At 61.0% G+C, this 17,355-nt stretch carries 14 protein-coding genes and 1 pseudogene; 6 read left to right on the forward strand and 9 right to left on the reverse strand.

Going from position 1 to position 17,355, the window contains the following annotated elements; genetic code table 11:
- Positions 1-116 precede the first annotated feature (116 nt).
- The 3 genes from NVV94_RS15100 to pedF all read right to left on the reverse strand — a co-directional run bounded on the left by NVV94_RS15100 (position 117) and on the right by pedF (position 3,547).
- Positions 117-1,901 carry a PQQ-dependent methanol/ethanol family dehydrogenase gene (locus NVV94_RS15100; protein WP_258443199.1) on the reverse strand — a complete coding sequence of 595 codons (1,785 nt, stop codon included), beginning with the start codon at positions 1,899-1,901 and terminating at the stop codon, positions 117-119.
- A 306-nt stretch (positions 1,902-2,207) separates the two neighbouring features.
- On the reverse strand, positions 2,208-3,080 hold the full coding sequence (locus NVV94_RS15105; RefSeq protein ID WP_258443200.1) for an ABC transporter substrate-binding protein: 873 nt from the start codon (positions 3,078-3,080) through the stop codon (positions 2,208-2,210).
- A 5-nt stretch (positions 3,081-3,085) separates the two neighbouring features.
- A complete protein-coding gene (gene pedF, locus NVV94_RS15110) occupies positions 3,086-3,547 on the reverse strand; it encodes a cytochrome c-550 PedF (protein ID WP_258443201.1) in 462 nt (153 codons plus the stop codon).
- 194 nt (positions 3,548-3,741) lie between these two features.
- Between pedF and NVV94_RS15115 the strand changes: the two genes are divergently transcribed.
- The 5 genes from NVV94_RS15115 to NVV94_RS15135 all read left to right on the forward strand — a co-directional run bounded on the left by NVV94_RS15115 (position 3,742) and on the right by NVV94_RS15135 (position 8,334).
- Complete coding sequence (locus NVV94_RS15115; protein ID WP_258443202.1) at positions 3,742-4,941, forward strand: ABC transporter substrate-binding protein; 1,200 nt, start codon at positions 3,742-3,744, stop codon at positions 4,939-4,941.
- 10 nt (positions 4,942-4,951) lie between these two features.
- Positions 4,952-5,911, forward strand: a complete 960-nt coding sequence (locus NVV94_RS15120) for a YVTN family beta-propeller repeat protein (RefSeq protein WP_258443204.1) — start codon at positions 4,952-4,954, stop codon at positions 5,909-5,911.
- Positions 5,908-6,651 (forward strand): ABC transporter ATP-binding protein, encoded by a 744-nt coding sequence (locus tag NVV94_RS15125; RefSeq protein ID WP_258443205.1) that lies wholly within the window; start codon positions 5,908-5,910, stop codon positions 6,649-6,651. The genes NVV94_RS15120 and NVV94_RS15125 overlap by 4 nt, the downstream gene beginning before the upstream one ends.
- Positions 6,648-7,439, forward strand: coding sequence for an ABC transporter permease (locus tag NVV94_RS15130; RefSeq protein WP_258443206.1), 792 nt, complete (start codon positions 6,648-6,650; stop codon positions 7,437-7,439). The genes NVV94_RS15125 and NVV94_RS15130 overlap by 4 nt, the downstream gene beginning before the upstream one ends.
- A gap of 229 nt (positions 7,440-7,668) precedes the next feature.
- Positions 7,669-8,334 (forward strand): response regulator transcription factor, encoded by a 666-nt coding sequence (locus NVV94_RS15135; protein WP_258443207.1) that lies wholly within the window; start codon positions 7,669-7,671, stop codon positions 8,332-8,334.
- 8 nt (positions 8,335-8,342) lie between these two features.
- Here NVV94_RS15135 and nahK read toward each other — a convergent pair whose 3' ends face one another.
- The 5 genes and pseudogenes from nahK to NVV94_RS15160 form a co-directional block, all read right to left on the reverse strand.
- A complete protein-coding gene (gene nahK, locus NVV94_RS15140) occupies positions 8,343-10,976 on the reverse strand; it encodes a hybrid sensor histidine kinase/response regulator NahK/ErcS' (protein ID WP_408733406.1) in 2,634 nt (877 codons plus the stop codon).
- Complete coding sequence (gene nosP, locus NVV94_RS15145) at positions 10,906-12,069, reverse strand: nitric oxide-sensing protein NosP (RefSeq protein WP_258443209.1); 1,164 nt, start codon at positions 12,067-12,069, stop codon at positions 10,906-10,908. Before nosP ends, nahK begins: the two co-directional genes overlap by 71 nt.
- Before the next feature lie 172 nt (positions 12,070-12,241).
- Complete coding sequence (locus NVV94_RS15150) at positions 12,242-13,426, reverse strand: porin (RefSeq protein ID WP_258443210.1); 1,185 nt, start codon at positions 13,424-13,426, stop codon at positions 12,242-12,244.
- Between the two features lie 267 nt (positions 13,427-13,693).
- Complete coding sequence (locus tag NVV94_RS15155) at positions 13,694-14,266, reverse strand: hypothetical protein (RefSeq protein ID WP_258443211.1); 573 nt, start codon at positions 14,264-14,266, stop codon at positions 13,694-13,696.
- A gap of 288 nt (positions 14,267-14,554) precedes the next feature.
- Positions 14,555-15,252: pseudogene (locus NVV94_RS15160) on the reverse strand (hypothetical protein).
- 324 nt (positions 15,253-15,576) lie between these two features.
- Between NVV94_RS15160 and NVV94_RS15165 the strand changes: the two are divergent.
- On the forward strand, positions 15,577-15,909 hold the full coding sequence (locus NVV94_RS15165; RefSeq protein WP_258443212.1) for a YegP family protein: 333 nt from the start codon (positions 15,577-15,579) through the stop codon (positions 15,907-15,909).
- Positions 15,910-16,199: 290 nt separating this feature from the next.
- On the opposite strand, the gene NVV94_RS15170 is transcribed toward NVV94_RS15165, so the two are convergent.
- Positions 16,200-17,093, reverse strand: a complete 894-nt coding sequence (locus NVV94_RS15170; RefSeq protein WP_258443214.1) for a LysR family transcriptional regulator — start codon at positions 17,091-17,093, stop codon at positions 16,200-16,202.
- Positions 17,094-17,355: the final 262 nt, after the last annotated feature.

Genomic DNA, 17,355 nt, shown 5'->3' on the forward strand with positions numbered 1-17,355 from the left:
GACAGGCGATGGACCGATGGTAGAGAGCCCCGCGCGCCAGACGAATGCGCCGTTGGCAGGAGGGCTCTCGTCATTTGGTCGTAAGTGACGCAAGGATTACCGGCAGGTCACCGGCCTCAATGCTTGGCCACCAGGTCTTTAGGCAGCTTGAAAGTCCACAGCATGCCACCCTGGTTGAAGTCCTTCACCCGCTTGGCCACTTCCCCGCCCCACAGCGGCACCGCACCGCCCCAGCCGGACACCACCGAGACGTATTGCTCGCCATCCATTTCCCAGGTGACCGGTGAGCCCAATACGCCGGAGCCGGTCTGGAACTCCCAGACTTTCTCCCCGGTCCTGGCGTTGAAGGCCTGCAGGAAGCCTTCAGGCGTGCCGGTGAACACCAGGTTGCCGCGGGTGGTAAGCACCCCACCCCACAGCGGTGCGAAGTTCTTGTGGCGCCAGACTTCCTTGCCGGTTTTCGGATCGATCGCACGCAAGACGCCGATATAGTCTTCGTTCAACGGTTTGATGGTGAAGCCGGCGCCCAGGAAGGCCGCGCCTTTCTTGTAGGCAATGCCTTCATTCCAGATGTCCATGCCCCACTCGTTGGACGGGACATAGAACAGGCCGGTGTCCTGGTTGTAGGCCATGGGCATCCAGTTTTTCGCACCGAGGAAGGCGGGTGCGACAAACACCGAACTGCCCTTGGCTTCACTGCCCGGCGCGCCCGGGCGGCTGGCTTCGTCATAGATCGGCCGGCCGTTGGCGTCCAGGCCGGTGGCCCAGGTGATCTTGTCGACGAACGGGAAGCCACGGATGAACTTGCCGTTGGTACGGTCGAGCACATAGAAGAAGCCGTTACGGTCGGCGGTTGCCGCCGCCTTGATCTCCTTGCCGCCCTCCTTGTAGTTGAAGGACACCAGTTCGTTGACACCGTCATAATCCCAGCCATCGTGGGGCGTGCTCTGGAAGTGCCATTTGATCGTGCCGTCGTCCGGGTTCAGGGCCAGGCGCGAAGACGAGTAGAGGTTGTCGCCGGGACGCAGGTGCGAGTTCCACGGTGCCGGGTTGCCGGTGCCGAACAGCAGCAGGTTGGTTTCCGGGTCGTAGTAGCCACCCAGCCAGGGCGCCGCGCCGCCGGTTTTCCAGAGATCGCCCGGCCAGGTCTTGCCGGCTTCGCCACCGGAAATACCGTTCTCGATCGCCTTGCCGTCCTTGTAGACGTAGCCCATGTGACCTTCCACGGTCGGCCGCGACCAGAGCAGTTCACCATTTTTCGGGTCGTAAGCCTGGATTTTGCCGACAACGCCGAACTCGCCACCCGCGACGCCGGTAATCAGTTTGCCGTTGACCACCAGCGGCGCGGCGCTGATGGAATAGCCTTCCTTGTGATCGGCAACCTTCTTGCTCCAGACCACCTTGCCGGTGTCCTTGTTTAGCGCTACCAGCTTGGCATCGAGGGTGCCGAAGTAGACCAGGTCGCCATACAGCGCGACGCCGCGGTTGATCACGTCGCAGCACGGGCGAATGTCATCGGGCAGGCGCGCATCGTATTGCCAGAGCTTGCGGCCGGTGCGCGCATCCACGGCGAACACCCGCGAGTAAGACCCGGTCATGTACATCACGCCGTCCTTGACCAGCGGCTGGGCCTGCTGGCCGCGCTGCTTCTCACCACCGAAGGAAAACGCCCAGACCGGCCGCAGTTCCTTGACGTTATCAACATTGAGAATATCCAGCGGGCTGTAGCGCTGGCCCTGGACGCCCAGGCCGTTGGTCACGACCTGCTGCGGGTTCTTCGGGTCCTGGAGGATTTCCTGATCGGTGACGGCGGCCAGCGCCGCGCCGGACAGCAGCATGGCGCTGAACAGCAGGCTCACGGCGAAGGGTTGGCGACGAATGCGCAATGCGGGGTGGGTCATGGCGGCTACCTCTGCGTTTTTTGTTGTGTCCGGGAAATTTTCCCGGTCTGACGCAGATTCTTGGTCGCGGGCCCTCTGGCAACAATTGGCCGCAGTGGGGAGATTGCTAGTTCCTTAGTACAAGGTCGATTTTTTTTGGTTGACTGTGAGTGCCCTATCGCTGGCAAGCCAGCTCCCACAAGGTTTTGTGCCAGGCCAATTATCTAATGTGCACTGGTAATCCTTTGTGGGAGCTGGCTTGCCAGCGATAGGGCACTCACAAACGACAAACAATCAATTGCCATCCACCCGTTTCACCGCTCGCCCCTATTGGTACATCGGCGGGACTTCATAGCGCAGGCCATAGGCTGCGTAGATTCCTGCCAGCGTGCCGTCGCGTATCAGCCCTTCCAGTGCCTCTTCCAGGGCATAGGCCAACTGACGGTTGCTTTCGTGCACCGCCATGCCGATCTCCCAGCGTTGCCTGCCCATGTTCGGGTACGCGTTTTCTGCCAGTGCCCACTCGGGATCGCCGGCTTCGTGCAATTGCCAGTCGATCTCGCCGCGCATGGCCATCACCGCATCCACTTCGCCCGCTTTCATCCCGGCAAATGCCTGCTGCACGTTGGGGTAATGACGGGTTTTGCCACTGAGCATGCCGTTGAACACCGACGTCAGGTAAAACGACGGCACACTGTCCACTTCGACGCCGATCGGGTGCTGCTGGAACACCGCGACACTGGCGACCGACTCCAGGCGACGGCGGTCATGGGCAACCTGCCAGCATTCGAGCTGGTACGGGCCGAACATCACCACCCGTTCGTTTTGCAACTCGCCCAACTCGTTGCGCCGCTGCGCGTAGGCCTGGTCGTAGGGCACGCGCAGCATCAGGTCGGCCAATTGCTGGTTACGCAGCGGGTTGCTTCGCCAGATGTAATCGCGCAGGTCGTCGTCGAGCTTCTCCCCCGGCGGCGCCCAGATCAGTTCCAGGCGCACACCGAGGGCCTTGGCCAGGGCGCGGGCGAGCTCGACATCGACGCCCTTTTGCTGGCCATCGACTTCGAAGCTGTAAGGGGCGAAGTCTTTGTAGACGGCCACTTTCAGTTCGCCCGCGGCGATCATCTCATCGTAATTGCGCACCTCTGCGTGCACCTGACAGCACAGCAGCAAGCCGGTGAACAGCGCAATGAGCAGGCGCATGGCGGTCACTCCTCGACATGCACGCTGTCCAGATAGGTGCGCACCGCCCAGAGGGCTTCCTGGCTCAAATAGTCGGCCATTTTCGGCATGTACACCCGACCGTCGCGCACCGCGCCATTGCGCACCCGTTCGACAAACCACTCGTCTCCGGCCTCGCCGGCATCGAGCATGCGCAGATCCGGGGCGATGCCGCCGGATTTGGCTTCCAGCCCATGGCAGGCCGCGCAGTTCTGGTTGTACGCCGAGGCGCCGATTTCTACCGCCTTGTCGTGCTCGGGCGAGGTGCGATAAGGGTTCACGGCGGCCCAGCCATCGCCGTCGACAGTCACGCCGGCATCCTTGATCGGGGTCAGGCCCTGGGTTGTCACAGCCTGGGGAACCACGTTGCCGTGGGCCCATACCGAACCGCAGCCGATCAAACCGGCCAACAGCCCCATGGTGAGTACGACGTTGCGTTTTGTTGTCATTGTTCTGCCCTCGAGATTGCACGCAAGACCTCACTACAGAGGCTACGTCGCCATCTTAAGAAGCGCCCTGCAGGCACCCAATGCTGCTTTGGTGGCCGCCGGTTACTCCCTTGGTACTGGCCCACCGGTACTTTCTGCATATTTCCCCGGGCCCCGTCGCTTCCTATGCTGGCGCTACTGCAGTGGAGGGACTTATGCGCCAGCTTTTCGGTTACGCCCTGTTCTACCTGCTGGCCATTGCCAGCGCTGCGTTGCTGGCCACCCAGAGCCAGGCGGCGGAGCCGGCGTTGCAGGTGCGCATCGGTTATCTGGCCTATCGTCCCGATCCAGGGCCGCTGTTGTCCAATGTCATCCCCGAGCCAGTCGACGCCGGGTTGCGCGGTGCCGAACTGGCGATTGCCGACAGCAACAGTACCGGGCGCTTTCTCAACCACGGCTACAGCCTGCAAAGCGCCGGCGCCCAGAGCCCCCAAGCCTTGCTCGAAGCCGCCAAGGCTCAGCATGACCAGGGCGTGCGCCTGTTCGTGGTGAACGCGCCGGGCGAGAGCTTGCGCCAGCTCAGCGCCGCCCTGCCCGACAGCCTGTTGTTCAATGCCGGCAGTGCCGATGACACCCTGCGCAGCAGCGATTGCCTGGCCAATGTGCTGCACACGCTGCCGAGCCGGGCGATGCTCGCCGATGCCCTGGCGCAGTTTCTGGCCGTACGCAAATGGCAGCGCTGGCTGCTGATCGTCGGCCAGACTGCCGATGACCAGGCCTACGCGGCCGCCCTGCACCGCGCGGCGAAACGCTTCGGCCTGAAGATCGTCGCGGAAAAACCCTGGACGTTCGACAACGACCAGCGCCGCAGCGCCCAGGCCGACATGCCGCTGTTCACCCAGACCGCCGAATACGACGTGGTGCTGGTGGCCGACGAACGCGGTGATTTCGGTGAGTACGTGCCCTACCAGACCTGGTACCCGCGCCCAGTCGCCGGTACCCAGGGCCTTACCCCGGTGGGTTGGCACAAGACCGTGGAAACCTATGGCGCGGCGCAGTTGCAAAAACGCTTCGAAAGCCTGGCCGGGCGCTGGATGAGCGACCGCGATTTCGCCGCCTGGATCGCCGTGCGCAGTATCGCCAGCGCCGTCGGCAAACTGCGCCAGAGCGCGCCACAGGCGATCCGCCGGCTGGCACTGAGCGATCAATTGCCGCTGGATGGCTTCAAGGGCCGCAAGCTCAGCTATCGCCCCTGGAACGGCCAACTGCGCCAGCCGATTGCGCTCGTGCAACCGCGTGCGCTGGTCAGCACCTCGCCCCAGGATGGCTTTCTGCACCCTTCCAACGAAATGGACAGCCTTGGCTTCGACAAACCGGAAGTCACCTGCCGATTCCCTGACACACTGGAACAATAAGGAACCTGCCATGCGCCGCACCCTGTTTGCATCCGCATTACTGCTCGCCGCCGGGCCCGTATTGGCCAGCACCGCCTGGGTCTCCAACGAAAAGGACAACAGCCTGAGCCTGATCGACCTGCAGACCCTGGAAGTCACCGACACCTTGCCGGTAGGCCAGCGCCCTCGCGGGCTGCTGCTGTCCCATGACAATACGCTGCTGTACATCTGCGCCAGCGATTCGGACCGGGTCCAGGTAATGGACATCGCCACCCGTAAAATCATCAAGGAACTGCCCTCGGGCAAAGACCCCGAACAATTCGCCCTGCACCCCAACAATCGCTGGCTGTATGTGTCCAACGAAGACGATGCGCTGGTCACGGTGATCGACACCGAAACCTCCGAAGTGCTGGGCCAGATCAACGTCGGTGTCGAACCCGAAGGCATGGCGGTCAGCCCCGACGGCAAGTGGGCGGTCAATACCAGCGAAACCACCAACATGCTGCACTGGATCGACACCCGCACCCAGACCCTGGTCGACAATACCCTGGTGGATCAGCGCCCCCGCTTCGTCGAGTTCAACCGCGACAGTACACAACTCTGGGCCTCGGCCGAGATCGGCGGGACGGTGACGATCCTCGACGTGGCGACCCGCACGGTCCTGAAGACGCTGAACTTCCAGATCAAGGGCGTCCACCCCGACAAGGTGCAGCCGGTCGGCGTCAAGCTCAGTGCCGACGGCAAATACGCCTTCGTCGCGCTGGGCCCGGCCAACCATGTCGCGGTGATCGATGCCAAGACCTTCGAGGTGCTGGACTACCTGCTGGTCGGGCGCCGGGTCTGGCAGATGGCATTCACCCCTGACCAACGCCAACTGCTGGCCACCAATGGCGTCAGTGGCGATGTTTCGGTGATCGATGTGGACAGCCTCAAGGTGCTCAAGTCGGTGAAAGTCGGCCGCTACCCCTGGGGCGTGGTGGTGACGCCATGAATGCCCTGGAGGTCAATGCACTGAGCTTTGCCTATGGCCCGCGCGAGGCGTTGCGCCAGGTGACGTTCAGCCTTGCGCCGGGACGTTTCGCCGCGCTGCTGGGGCCCAACGGTGCCGGAAAATCGACGTTGATTGCCCTGCTGACGCGTCTCTATGACCTGCAGAACGGTGACATCAGGGTCGGCGGCCATTCGCTGCGCAGTGACCCGCGCCCGGCCTTGCGGCAACTGGGCGTGGTGTTTCAGCAAAGTACACTGGACCTGGACTTGAGCATCGAGCAGAACCTGCGCTATCACGCCGCCTTGCACGGGCTTGGCCGGCGCCAGGCCAATGCCCGGGTCGAGCAGGAGCTGGCGCGCCAGGCGCTGACCGAACGTCGCGGCGAACGGGTCCGCGAACTCAATGGTGGCCATCGGCGGCGCGTGGAAATTGCCCGCGCGTTGCTGCATGAACCCCGCCTGCTGCTGTTGGACGAAGCCAGCGTCGGCCTCGACCCGGCCAGCCGCCTGGGGCTCAACCAGCATATTCGCCGCCTGTGCCAGGACCACGGCATCAGCGTGCTCTGGACTACCCACCTGCTCGATGAAGTGCAAGGTTGCGATGACCTGCTGATCCTTCATCAGGGGCGGTTGGTCGCCAGTGGGGCGGCCGCTGCGCTAAGCCTGGAACACGGCGGCGACCTGACCTCGGTGTTCCAGCGCCTGACCACCTACCCGACCGCGGGAGCAATCGATCGATGAACGCCTATTGGCAGTGTTTGCGCGGCATTGTCCTGCGCGAATGGTTGCGCTTCATTTTGCAACGCACGCGTTTTCTCAGCGCCCTGGTGCGTCCGCTGCTGTGGCTGCTGGTGTTTGCCGCAGGCTTTCGTGCAGCGCTCGGCATCGCGATCATCGAGCCGTACGACACCTATATTCCGTACGAGGTCTACATCATCCCCGGCCTTGCCTGCATGATCCTGCTGTTCAATGGCATGCAAGGGTCGCTGTCGATGGTCTATGACCGGGAAATGGGCAGCATGCGGGTGTTGCTGACCAGCCCCCTGCCCCGGGCCTTCCTGCTCGGCAGCAAGCTGCTGGCGACCTCGTTGATTTCCCTGCTGCAGGTCTATGCCTTCCTCGCTGTCGCCTGGCTGTACGGCGTACAGCCACCGGCCTTCGGCCTGCTCGTCGCGTTGCCGGCGCTGCTGCTGGTGGCCCTGATGCTCAGCGCCCTGGGCCTGTTACTGTCCAATGCGATTCGCCAACTGGAGAATTTCGCCGGGGTAATGAATTTCGTGATCTTCCCGCTGTTTTTTCTGTCGTCGGCACTGTACCCCCTGTGGAAAATGCGCGAGGCCAGCGAGTGGCTGTATTGGTTGTGCGCCCTGAGCCCGTTCACCCATGCCGTCGAGTTGGTGCGCTTTGCCCTGTATGAGCGCTTCAACCCCATGGCGCTGGCAGTGTGCCTGGGCTTGACGCTGGTGTTTGCGCTATTGGCGGTACTGACGTTCAATCCGCAACATGCGGCGGGCCGGCGATCTCTGTAGGCGATTCGGCGGCCTCATCGCTGGCAGGCCAGCGATGGGGCCATCACAGCCCCCCACCTCTCGAAATCTACTACTTTCGTACTGGTTTCCCTGTCTATCGTCGCATTCACAAAGCACCGGCACTGGCATCTAATGCCCTATGGAAAGAAGGATCAACCCTATGCCGCGTGCCCCGTGCTGGCTTGCGTGCGCTAGCCACACCATAATTAAAACAACGAGGTGAAAGGCCATGTACAAAATTCTGATTGCCGACGATCACCCACTGTTTCGCGAAGCCATTCATAACGTCATCAGCGATGGCTTTCCCGGCAGTGAGGTCATGGAAACCGCCGACCTGGACAGCGCGCTGGAGCTCACACAGCAGCACGACGACCTGGACCTGATTCTGCTGGACCTGAACATGCCCGGCATGCACGGCCTCAATGGCCTGATCAACCTGCGCAACGAGGCGCCGACCATTCCGGTGGTGATCGTCTCCGCCGAACAGGACAAGCAGATCGTGCTGCAAGCCATCACCTACGGCGCGGTCGGTTTCATCACCAAATCGTCACCGCGCTCGCAGATGACCGACGCCATCGAGCAGATCCTCAACGGCAATGTCTACCTGCCCTCGGACATCATCCGCACGCAAAAGGCCGGCAGCGGGCGGCGCATGCATGAAGCGCCGAGCTTCCCGCCGGAGCTGTTGCAGGCCCTGACCCGCAAGCAACTGCTGGTGCTCGAACGCATGACCAAGGGCGAATCGAACAAGCAGATCGCCTACGCCCTGGAAATCGCCGAAACCACGGTCAAGGCGCATGTGTCGGCGATCCTGCGCAAACTCAATGTGCATAATCGCGTGCAGGCGATTCTCAGCGCCGGGGATATCGATTTCGCCGCGTACCTGCGTCGTTGAACCGGGCCCTAAGGCCGGCCCAGCAGATGACTGATGGCGGTTTTAAGCTTCATGGGCCGCACCGGCTTGTGCATCAAGGTATGGCCCAGGTCGCGCATCTGCAGCTTCAATTCGTTGCTGTAGTTGGCGGTGATCATCAGTGCCGGCAAGGCTGACCCGCGGCGGGCATTGATCGCGGCCACGGCATCGACACCATTTCTATCATCGTCCAGGTGATAGTCGGCGATCAGCAAGTCGGCCTCGGCATGAAAGTTGTCGACCTGGCGCGCCAGGTCTTCTTGCGACAACGCAGTTACTACCGCGCAGCCCCAACTTTCCAGGAGGGTGCGCATTCCGGCGCAAATCGCCGCATCATTGTCCAATACCCAGATCCGCGCCCCGCGCAGACGTTCGAGCATCGGCTCGCTGATGGACGGCGGTGCCAGCGCCTTGGGGGCACTGGTCGCCAGTGGCACTTCGATAGCAAACACCGAGCCACGCCCGGGCCAAGAGCGCACGCTGATGCGATGGCCGAGAATGCCGGCGATTTTTTCCACGATCGCCAGGCCCAGGCCAAGGCCGCGGTCCTGATGTGGGCGCTGTACATCGCCACGCTTGAATTCCTGAAAAATCTCCTCGAGCTTGTTCTCGGCGATACCCATGCCGGTGTCCCACACCTCGATAGACAGCCGCTGGCGCAAGCGCCGACAGCCGAGCACCACGCGGCCCCGGGAGGTATAGCGAATAGCGTTGCTCAGCAGGTTGCGCAGGATCCGCGCCAATAACTGGATATCGCTGCGCACCAGCGCCGAACACGGCACGAAGTGCAGGGCCAGGCCCTCGCTGCCGGCAACCTGGGCATATTCGGTGGCCAGGTTGTCGAGCAGTTCGCTCAAGGCAAAGGGTGCGATATCGGCCTTGATCACCCCGGCGTCGAGCTTGGAGATATCCACCAGCGTACCCAACAGATTTTCCACGTCCTCCAGGGAGTTGCTGACATTACGTACCAGCAGCGCATTGGCCGAGGGTTCGCAGCGCTCCAGCAATGCGCTGGTAAACAGCCGGGCAGCATTGAGCGGCTGCAGCAGGTCATGGCTGACGGCGGCGAGAAACTTGGTTTTTGACAGATTGGCCTGTTCGGCTTCCAGCTTGGCCTCGCGCAAACGCGATTCGACGCGACTGCGCTCGTCGATTTCGCGCAACAATTGGTGGTTGAGGTTGGTCAGTTCAGTGGTGCGTTCGCGTACGCGCAGTTCCAGGTGCTGATAGGCCTGGTGCAAGGCCTCGGCCGTGCGCCGGCGCTCGGTGATATCGCGAATCAGCACGAAAATCCCGACCACCTCGCCATTGGCCAGGCGGTTCGGCACATAGGAACGCAGCATATAGCGTTCCTGATCCTGGGTATTGGTTTCGGCAAACTCGAACGTCACGCTTTCCCCGGACAGGGCCCGTTGCACATAGGGCTCCAGGCGCTGGTAATGCTCTTCGCTGTGCACCTGGCGCAGGCTCTGCCCGAGCATCACGCCCCTGGGCCAGCTGTACCACTGCTCATAAACCTTGTTGGTGAATTCATAGACCAGGTCGGCGTTCAAGTAGGCAATCAGTGCCGGTACATGGTCAGTGATCAGGCGAATCCAGCGTTCGCTTTCGCTCAGGGCCTCGGCATAGCGATAACGTTCGGTGATGTCGGTAAAGGTGTTGACGAAGCCCCCGGTGGGCAATGGATGGGTACGAATTTCCAGCACCCGCCCATCGTACAGGCGCTGTTCGCACTCATGGATGTGTCGCCCGTTGCCATCGCGGCTGGCGGGTGTCAGCAAGTTCAACTCACTGTCGCCGATCACCTCGGCAAACAACCGGTGTGCCGCAATCGGCGCCAGGCCGCTCAGTTCCAGGAATCGACGATTCCACAGTTCCAGGATGCCGTCGGCGTTCACCATCGCTACCCCTTGGGAGAGGTTATCGACCGCCCGTTGCAACAGGTGCGACTTCTGCGCCACCGCCTGCTCGCGACGTGCTGTTTCGCTGAGTTTGACGTCGGTAATGTCGGTGAACAGGAACACCCGCCCACCTTCCTCGGTGGGCCGTTCGCTCACTTGCAGCCAGTGCCCGCTTTGCAGGCGATAGAGCAGATGCTCATCGGCGTGCCCTCTGGGCTCTTCGCAGAACAAACCGATAGCCGTCAGCAGGCGCTTGACCTCGGCCAGGCGCATGCCGGCACTGATGCGCACCCGGGTGTTGGCCCAGAACGCCTTGAAGCGGCTGTTGCACAGCACCATGCGCAAGTCCCTGTCGAACAACACAAAGGCATCGGAAATGCTCTCGATGGCATCGATCAGGTGTTGGTGAGCGGTTTCGGCGCGCAGGCGGGCATCGCCGAGTAAATGATTGCTGGCCTTGAGCTCGGCCATGGTCTGGTTCAGGGCATCGGTGCGCTCGCGAACCTGCTCGGCCAATACCACCGAATGCTCGAATGCCGCATAGGGGTCATTGCCCCGGGTAACGCCGGACTCGATCCGCTCGATCAGGGCCGCATTGATCCGCAGCAGTTTTTGATTCTCGCGCTGCACTCCGACGAGCTGCTCAAGCAACTCAGCGCTGGACGGCGGCACGGCTTCGGGCAATGGCAACGCCGGTGAAGGTCTGGTTGATGTGCATGCCATTGAACTGTTCTCCGTAGGTGTTGAAACCCATCACCCGATGCTCGCGCAGGAACGCGCCGATCTGCCCGACACTGCCGTTGGCGTCCAGCTCCAGGCGCCTGAGAAAACAGTCGCAGCCAATGGTCAGCAGCAAGGGGCCCAGGCGTGCGTGCAGCCCTTCGAACAAGGCTTGCAGATTTGGCAGCAGCGCCCCCGGCGCCATCGCCGTGAGCACGATGCCGTTCTCCACGGCGCAATAGAAGCTCAGGCTCAGGTCCGGATGAACCTGCTGAATGGCCCTGACGTAATACTGCTGGTTGATGCGCACGGCCAGCGGGTGGGCAGCGAATACCCTGTGATCAAGATCGGCCACCGGTACGCCGATCACCCGGGCATATTCCAGGGCGGCGGGCTCGGCATTGAGTTCGTGAACCCGGCGCAAGGTGCTGTCGGCGCGCGTAACCACCAGTTTCTCGGCCCGGGGCAATAGATGGTGGGTGGTGAACACCTCGAAATCGAGCCAGGTATTGACCAGCACTACCACGGCCGCACTGCCATGGAACTGGCCGTCGAAATAGACGTGGGTGTGGGTCAGGTGATTGTCATCGGCGGCCGAACCGCCGAAGTGCGGGATATCGCCCAATGCCGCGCTCAATGCGGTGAGGACCATTTCCTCACGGCTGGACAGACCGTCAAGCAGGGTCAACGCAAAACTGTGGCCTTTGATCGGGGCCAGGGTATTGCTGCGGCAATCGCCTGCCAGGCGTTCGACCATTTGCTGGGCATCGATGAGGCTGAACTGCTCCATCTCATCGATCAGCTCCATGGCGATGGAAAAGTGTCGATGGTCGAAACCCACCGCCGTCACGCCACCACGGCCATAGCCGTTGGGGGTGATCTCCCCGGCGCTGGTGCAGCCCACCAGGCGAATGCCGCCGAAGCTCTGTTGCAACGCCGTGCCCAGGGCCTGAAGATCATATTCGGCCGAACAGAAAAACAGGACGAAGCCCAGGTGCGGGTGCAACAGTTGGCTCGCCAACACTTGCGCGGCATCCTGGGGGGCGGTTGCCAGGGTCATGGCACTGACGACGCCATCGGTCTGCATCTCGTGCATTTTCGTCTCCGGCCAATGCGCTGTCTGATGACATGCCCTAGAGTGTACGAAGCCCGGCCTCGCCGCAGTATCCTACTTGGGTAGCGGGTAGCTGCTGCAATGGGATGAGTGGCGGCTACGCCCTTGCCGCGATGCGCACGGCAATGGCATGGCCGGCTCCGGGGTGTCCTGCCTACCAGGTCAGTACAGCGCCGACCGCGAAGGTATCGGTGTCTTCATTCTGGGCGACGGTGTCATGCCCGTTGATTTCAAACTGGTTGTACTCGGCCACCAGCTTGAGGTTGTCGTTGACGTCATGAAACAGCGCAACGCCCCGCGTCTCGTAATCCGCACCGCTGCCCACCACCCCGTTGCCATCGTCCTTGGTCTTGCCATAAGACAACGCCAGCCGGTTCTTGCCGACCTTGTAGGAGCCCTGCAGCAGATAGCCATCGCTGTCGACATCGCGCAGGGTCGGCTCACCGGCGTTGTTGGTGAAGAACGGATTGATACCCTTGGCCTGGAACCCCGAGCCGGTCAGGGACAGGCCGCCCATCTTCGCCTGCACCCCATAGCCGACACCTTTGGAGGTGACGGAATCGACCGTCGAATCGGTATTGTCCGAGGTCTGGTAGGTGCCGTTGACCCAGCTGTAAATCTGCGCCCCGGCCAGATCGAACTGGTAGGTGATCTCGCTCTCGGTGCGCGGGTTTTCCTGGTACGCCTTGCCCAGGGGGCTGCTGTCGTTGGTGTCGACCGGGTCCATGATCCCGACCGCCACCCGCAACCCGTCGATCACTGGCGTGCGATAGGTAATCTGCGACGTGGGGAACGGGTATGGATAGCCGGTGCCGATGTTGCCGAACGAGACCCCACCGCCATCCACCAGCCCCAGGGTGTCGCTGACCTGGCCGTACCCTGCCAGCAACTCGTCCAGCAATATGTTGGAGCGGGCAAACAGACCGAAATCCTTGCCGATCAGCACTTCGCCCCAGCCAGGGTTGGCAACGGTGCCGTAGAACTGGCGGACATCGATGGCCGTGTCAGTACCGTTGGTTTCACTGTCATTGATCGTCACCCAGAACGACGCCCGCGCGCCCAACTTCAGATCGTCAACCTGCTTGCCCATGTTGAAGCCGATATAGTTGGGCAAGAAGCCCATTTTCACCCGCGACTGACGACGGTCGAACTGCTCCCCCTCCCGGTCGACATCACTGTTGACGTAGAACGCGTTGATATAGCCATCGGTGGAAAACGTGGTCTGATCCTTGTCGTACAGCATGATCTCGGCCTGGGCCAAAGGGCTCAGCCCGAGGGCCGTCAGGCTGGCGACAAAAGCTGGCAAGAAAGGGTGTTGATGATTCTTATTGTTGTGCATGGCGCGCTCCGCAACCGGGGGACGAGATGTCGGAGGCGATTATCGAAAGTGGCGGCAGGCACTCATACGCTGCATTGGGGGGTATTGCCCGGTGCTTTGGATTGGCCACTACGGCGCGGCCAGGTCGGTGTAAGACCGTGCCGGGAAAGGTGCAGGACTTAGGGCGTAAGGCGGGAGGTACTCGAGGGTGCATCGGCAACCCTTGCCATGACATCTTCGGACATCATGGCAAGGGTCTTCACAGGCGCTTTCACACTTGCCTGGGTCTCAGTCGGCGGCAAAGCAGTACAGCAAGCCCGCCCCACCCGAGGCGGCCAGCGCTTCGGTGCTACAGCCACGCGAAGGGTGCGAGGAGTTCCACGAGCGAGACGGGGCATCGTCACGCAGCCCTATCCGGTCGGAATGACCGACCTGGGCCATGCCTTTGTCGCCGCTGGTCCAGTTGCTGCAGGTATGATCATCGCTGCCGGGAAACGCCGTTCCATCCTCCTGCGAGCCGGTGAGGATGTCGTGCATGTTCGGCGTGTCGCCGCGCCCTTTGACCACTGCGCCGCGCTCGTCCAGGGCGGTTTCCTTGGTCAGCTTATTGTCGCCATGCAGCTGCGCGACATCCTGAGCGATCACGACGCCCTTGGCGTTTTGCCAGGGGCCCTTGCCAATGCGATCACGCGCATTGACCGCCGGCAGACCGGCCGTGGCGTCGGCGCTCAGGTAAGCCTGCCAGGTGTGCTTGTCCGCCCCGACCGCAGCGGCCAGCGTCTGGCAGTGCTTGTCGGCCCCGGTCAGGCCGCCCAGATCGGCGCCCTTGCCCAGGCCGACGCTGGTGACGAAGAAGGTCATGCCCGTTTCCTGTGCGTGACTTGCGAAACTGCAGGTTACTGCCAAAAGGGCAGCCGGTAGGGCTAGAGTGAACGTGCTCTTGCGCATGTGCAGTCCTCCGTTGAAAACAGTCCTCGATGGAATGTGCCTGACAATCGAACCGGGACGCCACCTGCCCCTCACGCACAGCCCTGACCACGATTGATCGTGTATGAACCATAGCTGCCAGACTCTGGCGATGCCGACGCGGGTATCAATCCCGATGACCGTTCGGCGGATGCCGGGAACAGTCAGCCTACGGCTTCTTGCTTACTCGCGTAACCGCGACCCGCCCCTGGGCGGCGATTTAAGCCACGGATAGCCTTTCGCGCTGAGATCATAGGCGTAATCGAACAGACGCCTCATGTACTCGCCATCGAACTTCTGACCATGAGAACAGCTAAAGTCAGGACCGATGCAGGCAAGATTGAAATCCGCCCCATCCTGCAGCGCGATACGGTAAATGCGATCCAGGTCGCTGATCCCCTGGATCTGGATCACTGCACTGATGGCTCGACCGCCGATGCTCAACGTACGGCGCTTCGTTCCACACCATTCCGGCTCCAGTCTGACCCCAGATACGCGAACGGGGCGACCAGGGCGCCTGCGCTGATGCCCGTGACGAGCTTGAAGATGGGGCGAGTTCCATGGGCGGTCCATCCGGCAATGAGCCCCGCGGCGAATGTACCGGCGTCGCCGCCACCAGAAATGGCCAGCATCGGTGCCAGCGGCAGGATATCGTTCGGCTTCCCGGCCCTGGCCAGAAGCTCGCTCTCGCGTTTGTTGGCCTGAATGACATCCTCAACGAGCGGAGTCGGTTCGAGGTCCAACCAGTAACGAGCATTGGGGATGCCTGGAATGACCGCTTTTTCCGTCAAGGTTGGCGGCACGGCGTCACGGCGCGGCAGGTACCCGTGAAGTAATATGTCCAGCGTTGAGGCGCCAGGCCTGAGCGTGAATGGCTTCAAAACGCCCTCCTGCGGCTTCTTCAGTCGATCGTGATCGCGAACTCAGTAGCTCATCTTGCGCTCCTTCAGGCGATAAAAAAACTCGTTGGCGCACCCCCCTGATACACGTAGGTGAAATCACAGACCGCTTCGCCAATCGGCATTTTGCTTGGCTTCGATCTTGACCTTGCAGTTGCTGCTCCAGAATCCCCTGAGCGCCAAGGATGACTCCAGGCTGCTGACCAGCGTAGTAAAAATGGCAATTTCCACCATACTGGTTCGATACCGCAGCTAGGCTTGTCCAACGGCGCATCCGCTTCATTTACTTGCTTCAAAGGAGTTCACATGGCAGGTTGGTTTGAGTTGAGCTATAGCACCGATGGTCATGTAAGGTTTGTTCTCAAGGCTGGTAATGCCGAGACCGTCCTTACCAGCGAGCTGTACAAGTCCAAGAGCTCCGCCGAGAATGGAATCGCCTCCGTTCAAGCGAACTGCTCTTCAGATGATCGCTTCGAGAAGAAGGAGTCTTCCAACGGCAAGTTCTACTTCAACCTGAAGGCGACTAACCATCAGGTGATCGGCACAAGTCAGATGTATTCATCCTCGCAGTCTCGAGACGCAGGAATTTCCTCGGTCAAAGCGAATGGAACATCCAAGACAGTGAAGGACAACGTCTAATCAATTTGTCTAGCGGACGGCGAGCCCCACTCGTTGTCCGCTGGCACCCATCTCAAGTTATGTGGCTGACCGCCCACGCACCTTTTCACTTCTGAGAAGTCGCTGTTGGAATCGACTCGACCTCGTCGATTGCTCGCGATTTTCCCGCGGTCACGCTGCCGGCGCTGATCAGCATCGCGGCGACCGCGTGACCGCGGGAAACCCGCCAGCGCTCATCCTTGCCGGCACGCAATGTGAGGTCTGATCCCTCGGAGGCTCGAGGGGCGATAACGCCCCACTTGCGGCCAGGGCTAGTTGGGAGCAACTATGAAACCTGGCCCACTGGTGAGCTTGTACCTGAGGCTAGAGGACAGAAAGCCGAACATCTCTTGCTTGCAGGCATCAAGCGGAATGGCTTCGAGCGATAGAAGCCAAAGATCAAATCCTTGCCCCGTAATGAATCCTGGAAGCTGAACAAGTCCTGGGTCAGGCTCGGCAAATGCTTGCCACATCAGCGCGACACTATTGCCCGCTTGAGTCGCGGCCTTGAGTGCTGCCCAGGAATCTACCCAGCTACTGGTCCGGGCATCCTCCTTGAGGTTGCTGGTCATCCAGCTTGCCAGCATGCAGCCGCTCATGTCCTCAGACCATCCAACCCAGGCTGGGTGCTCTGAGCCCACACTGGGGCGATAGGTGCTCGCGGCACCATAAACCGCGAGTGACAATCTACCCAGGCAAAGCCCCGTCAAATACTCAGGCCTTGCCCTCAAGACGCCTAAGGCAATGTCGGCTTTACGCTGGGTCAGGGTGATTCCAGGGTCACGCACGCTTAAGACCTCAACGGTCACTTCGGCATGCTTATGTTGAAACCGCATGATCTCGGGGAGCAGGTCGCTGCCTAGTTCTGCTGCGACGGCAACGCGAACATGTCCTTCCAGTGCGTCTTGATGCTTAACGAGTGTCGTAGACAGCCGAGTGACATGCTTTTCGAGTTGCTTTGCACACTTTAAGACTTCAAGTCCTACTTCGGTTGGGTGGTATCCGGATGCCGATTGTTTGAAAAGTGGGCTACCGATGCGTTTTTCAAGTGCTTCGACCCGACGGCCTACGGTTGTTCGATTAACCCCTAAAACTTTTGCGGCCCCCAGGTAGGAGCCAGCTTCAACGGCGGCGAGAAAATAACGTAGATCATCCCAGTCCAGCATTATCGATTCTCCTTCCTTGTTCTAATGATTTTGGATCGTGCAGGGCTGCCATTGGCCTGGATAGCCTAAATCATTGATTGTATTTGTACTCTATCAGTATCTATTTTTTTGGGGGGGCTGAGACCGTGCATAAAAACACGTATGAGTGCACGGATCAACCACCTAGACAACCCAGAAATTCAGTGGATTCATGGAACGCAATCAGCACGGCGTGCGGTTGCGTTTAAGCAACATGGTTGCAGAGTGCAGGATTGCACTGTTG

It is taken from the genome of Pseudomonas sp. LS1212, from assembly GCF_024741815.1.
Lineage (GTDB): Bacteria > Pseudomonadota > Gammaproteobacteria > Pseudomonadales > Pseudomonadaceae > Aquipseudomonas.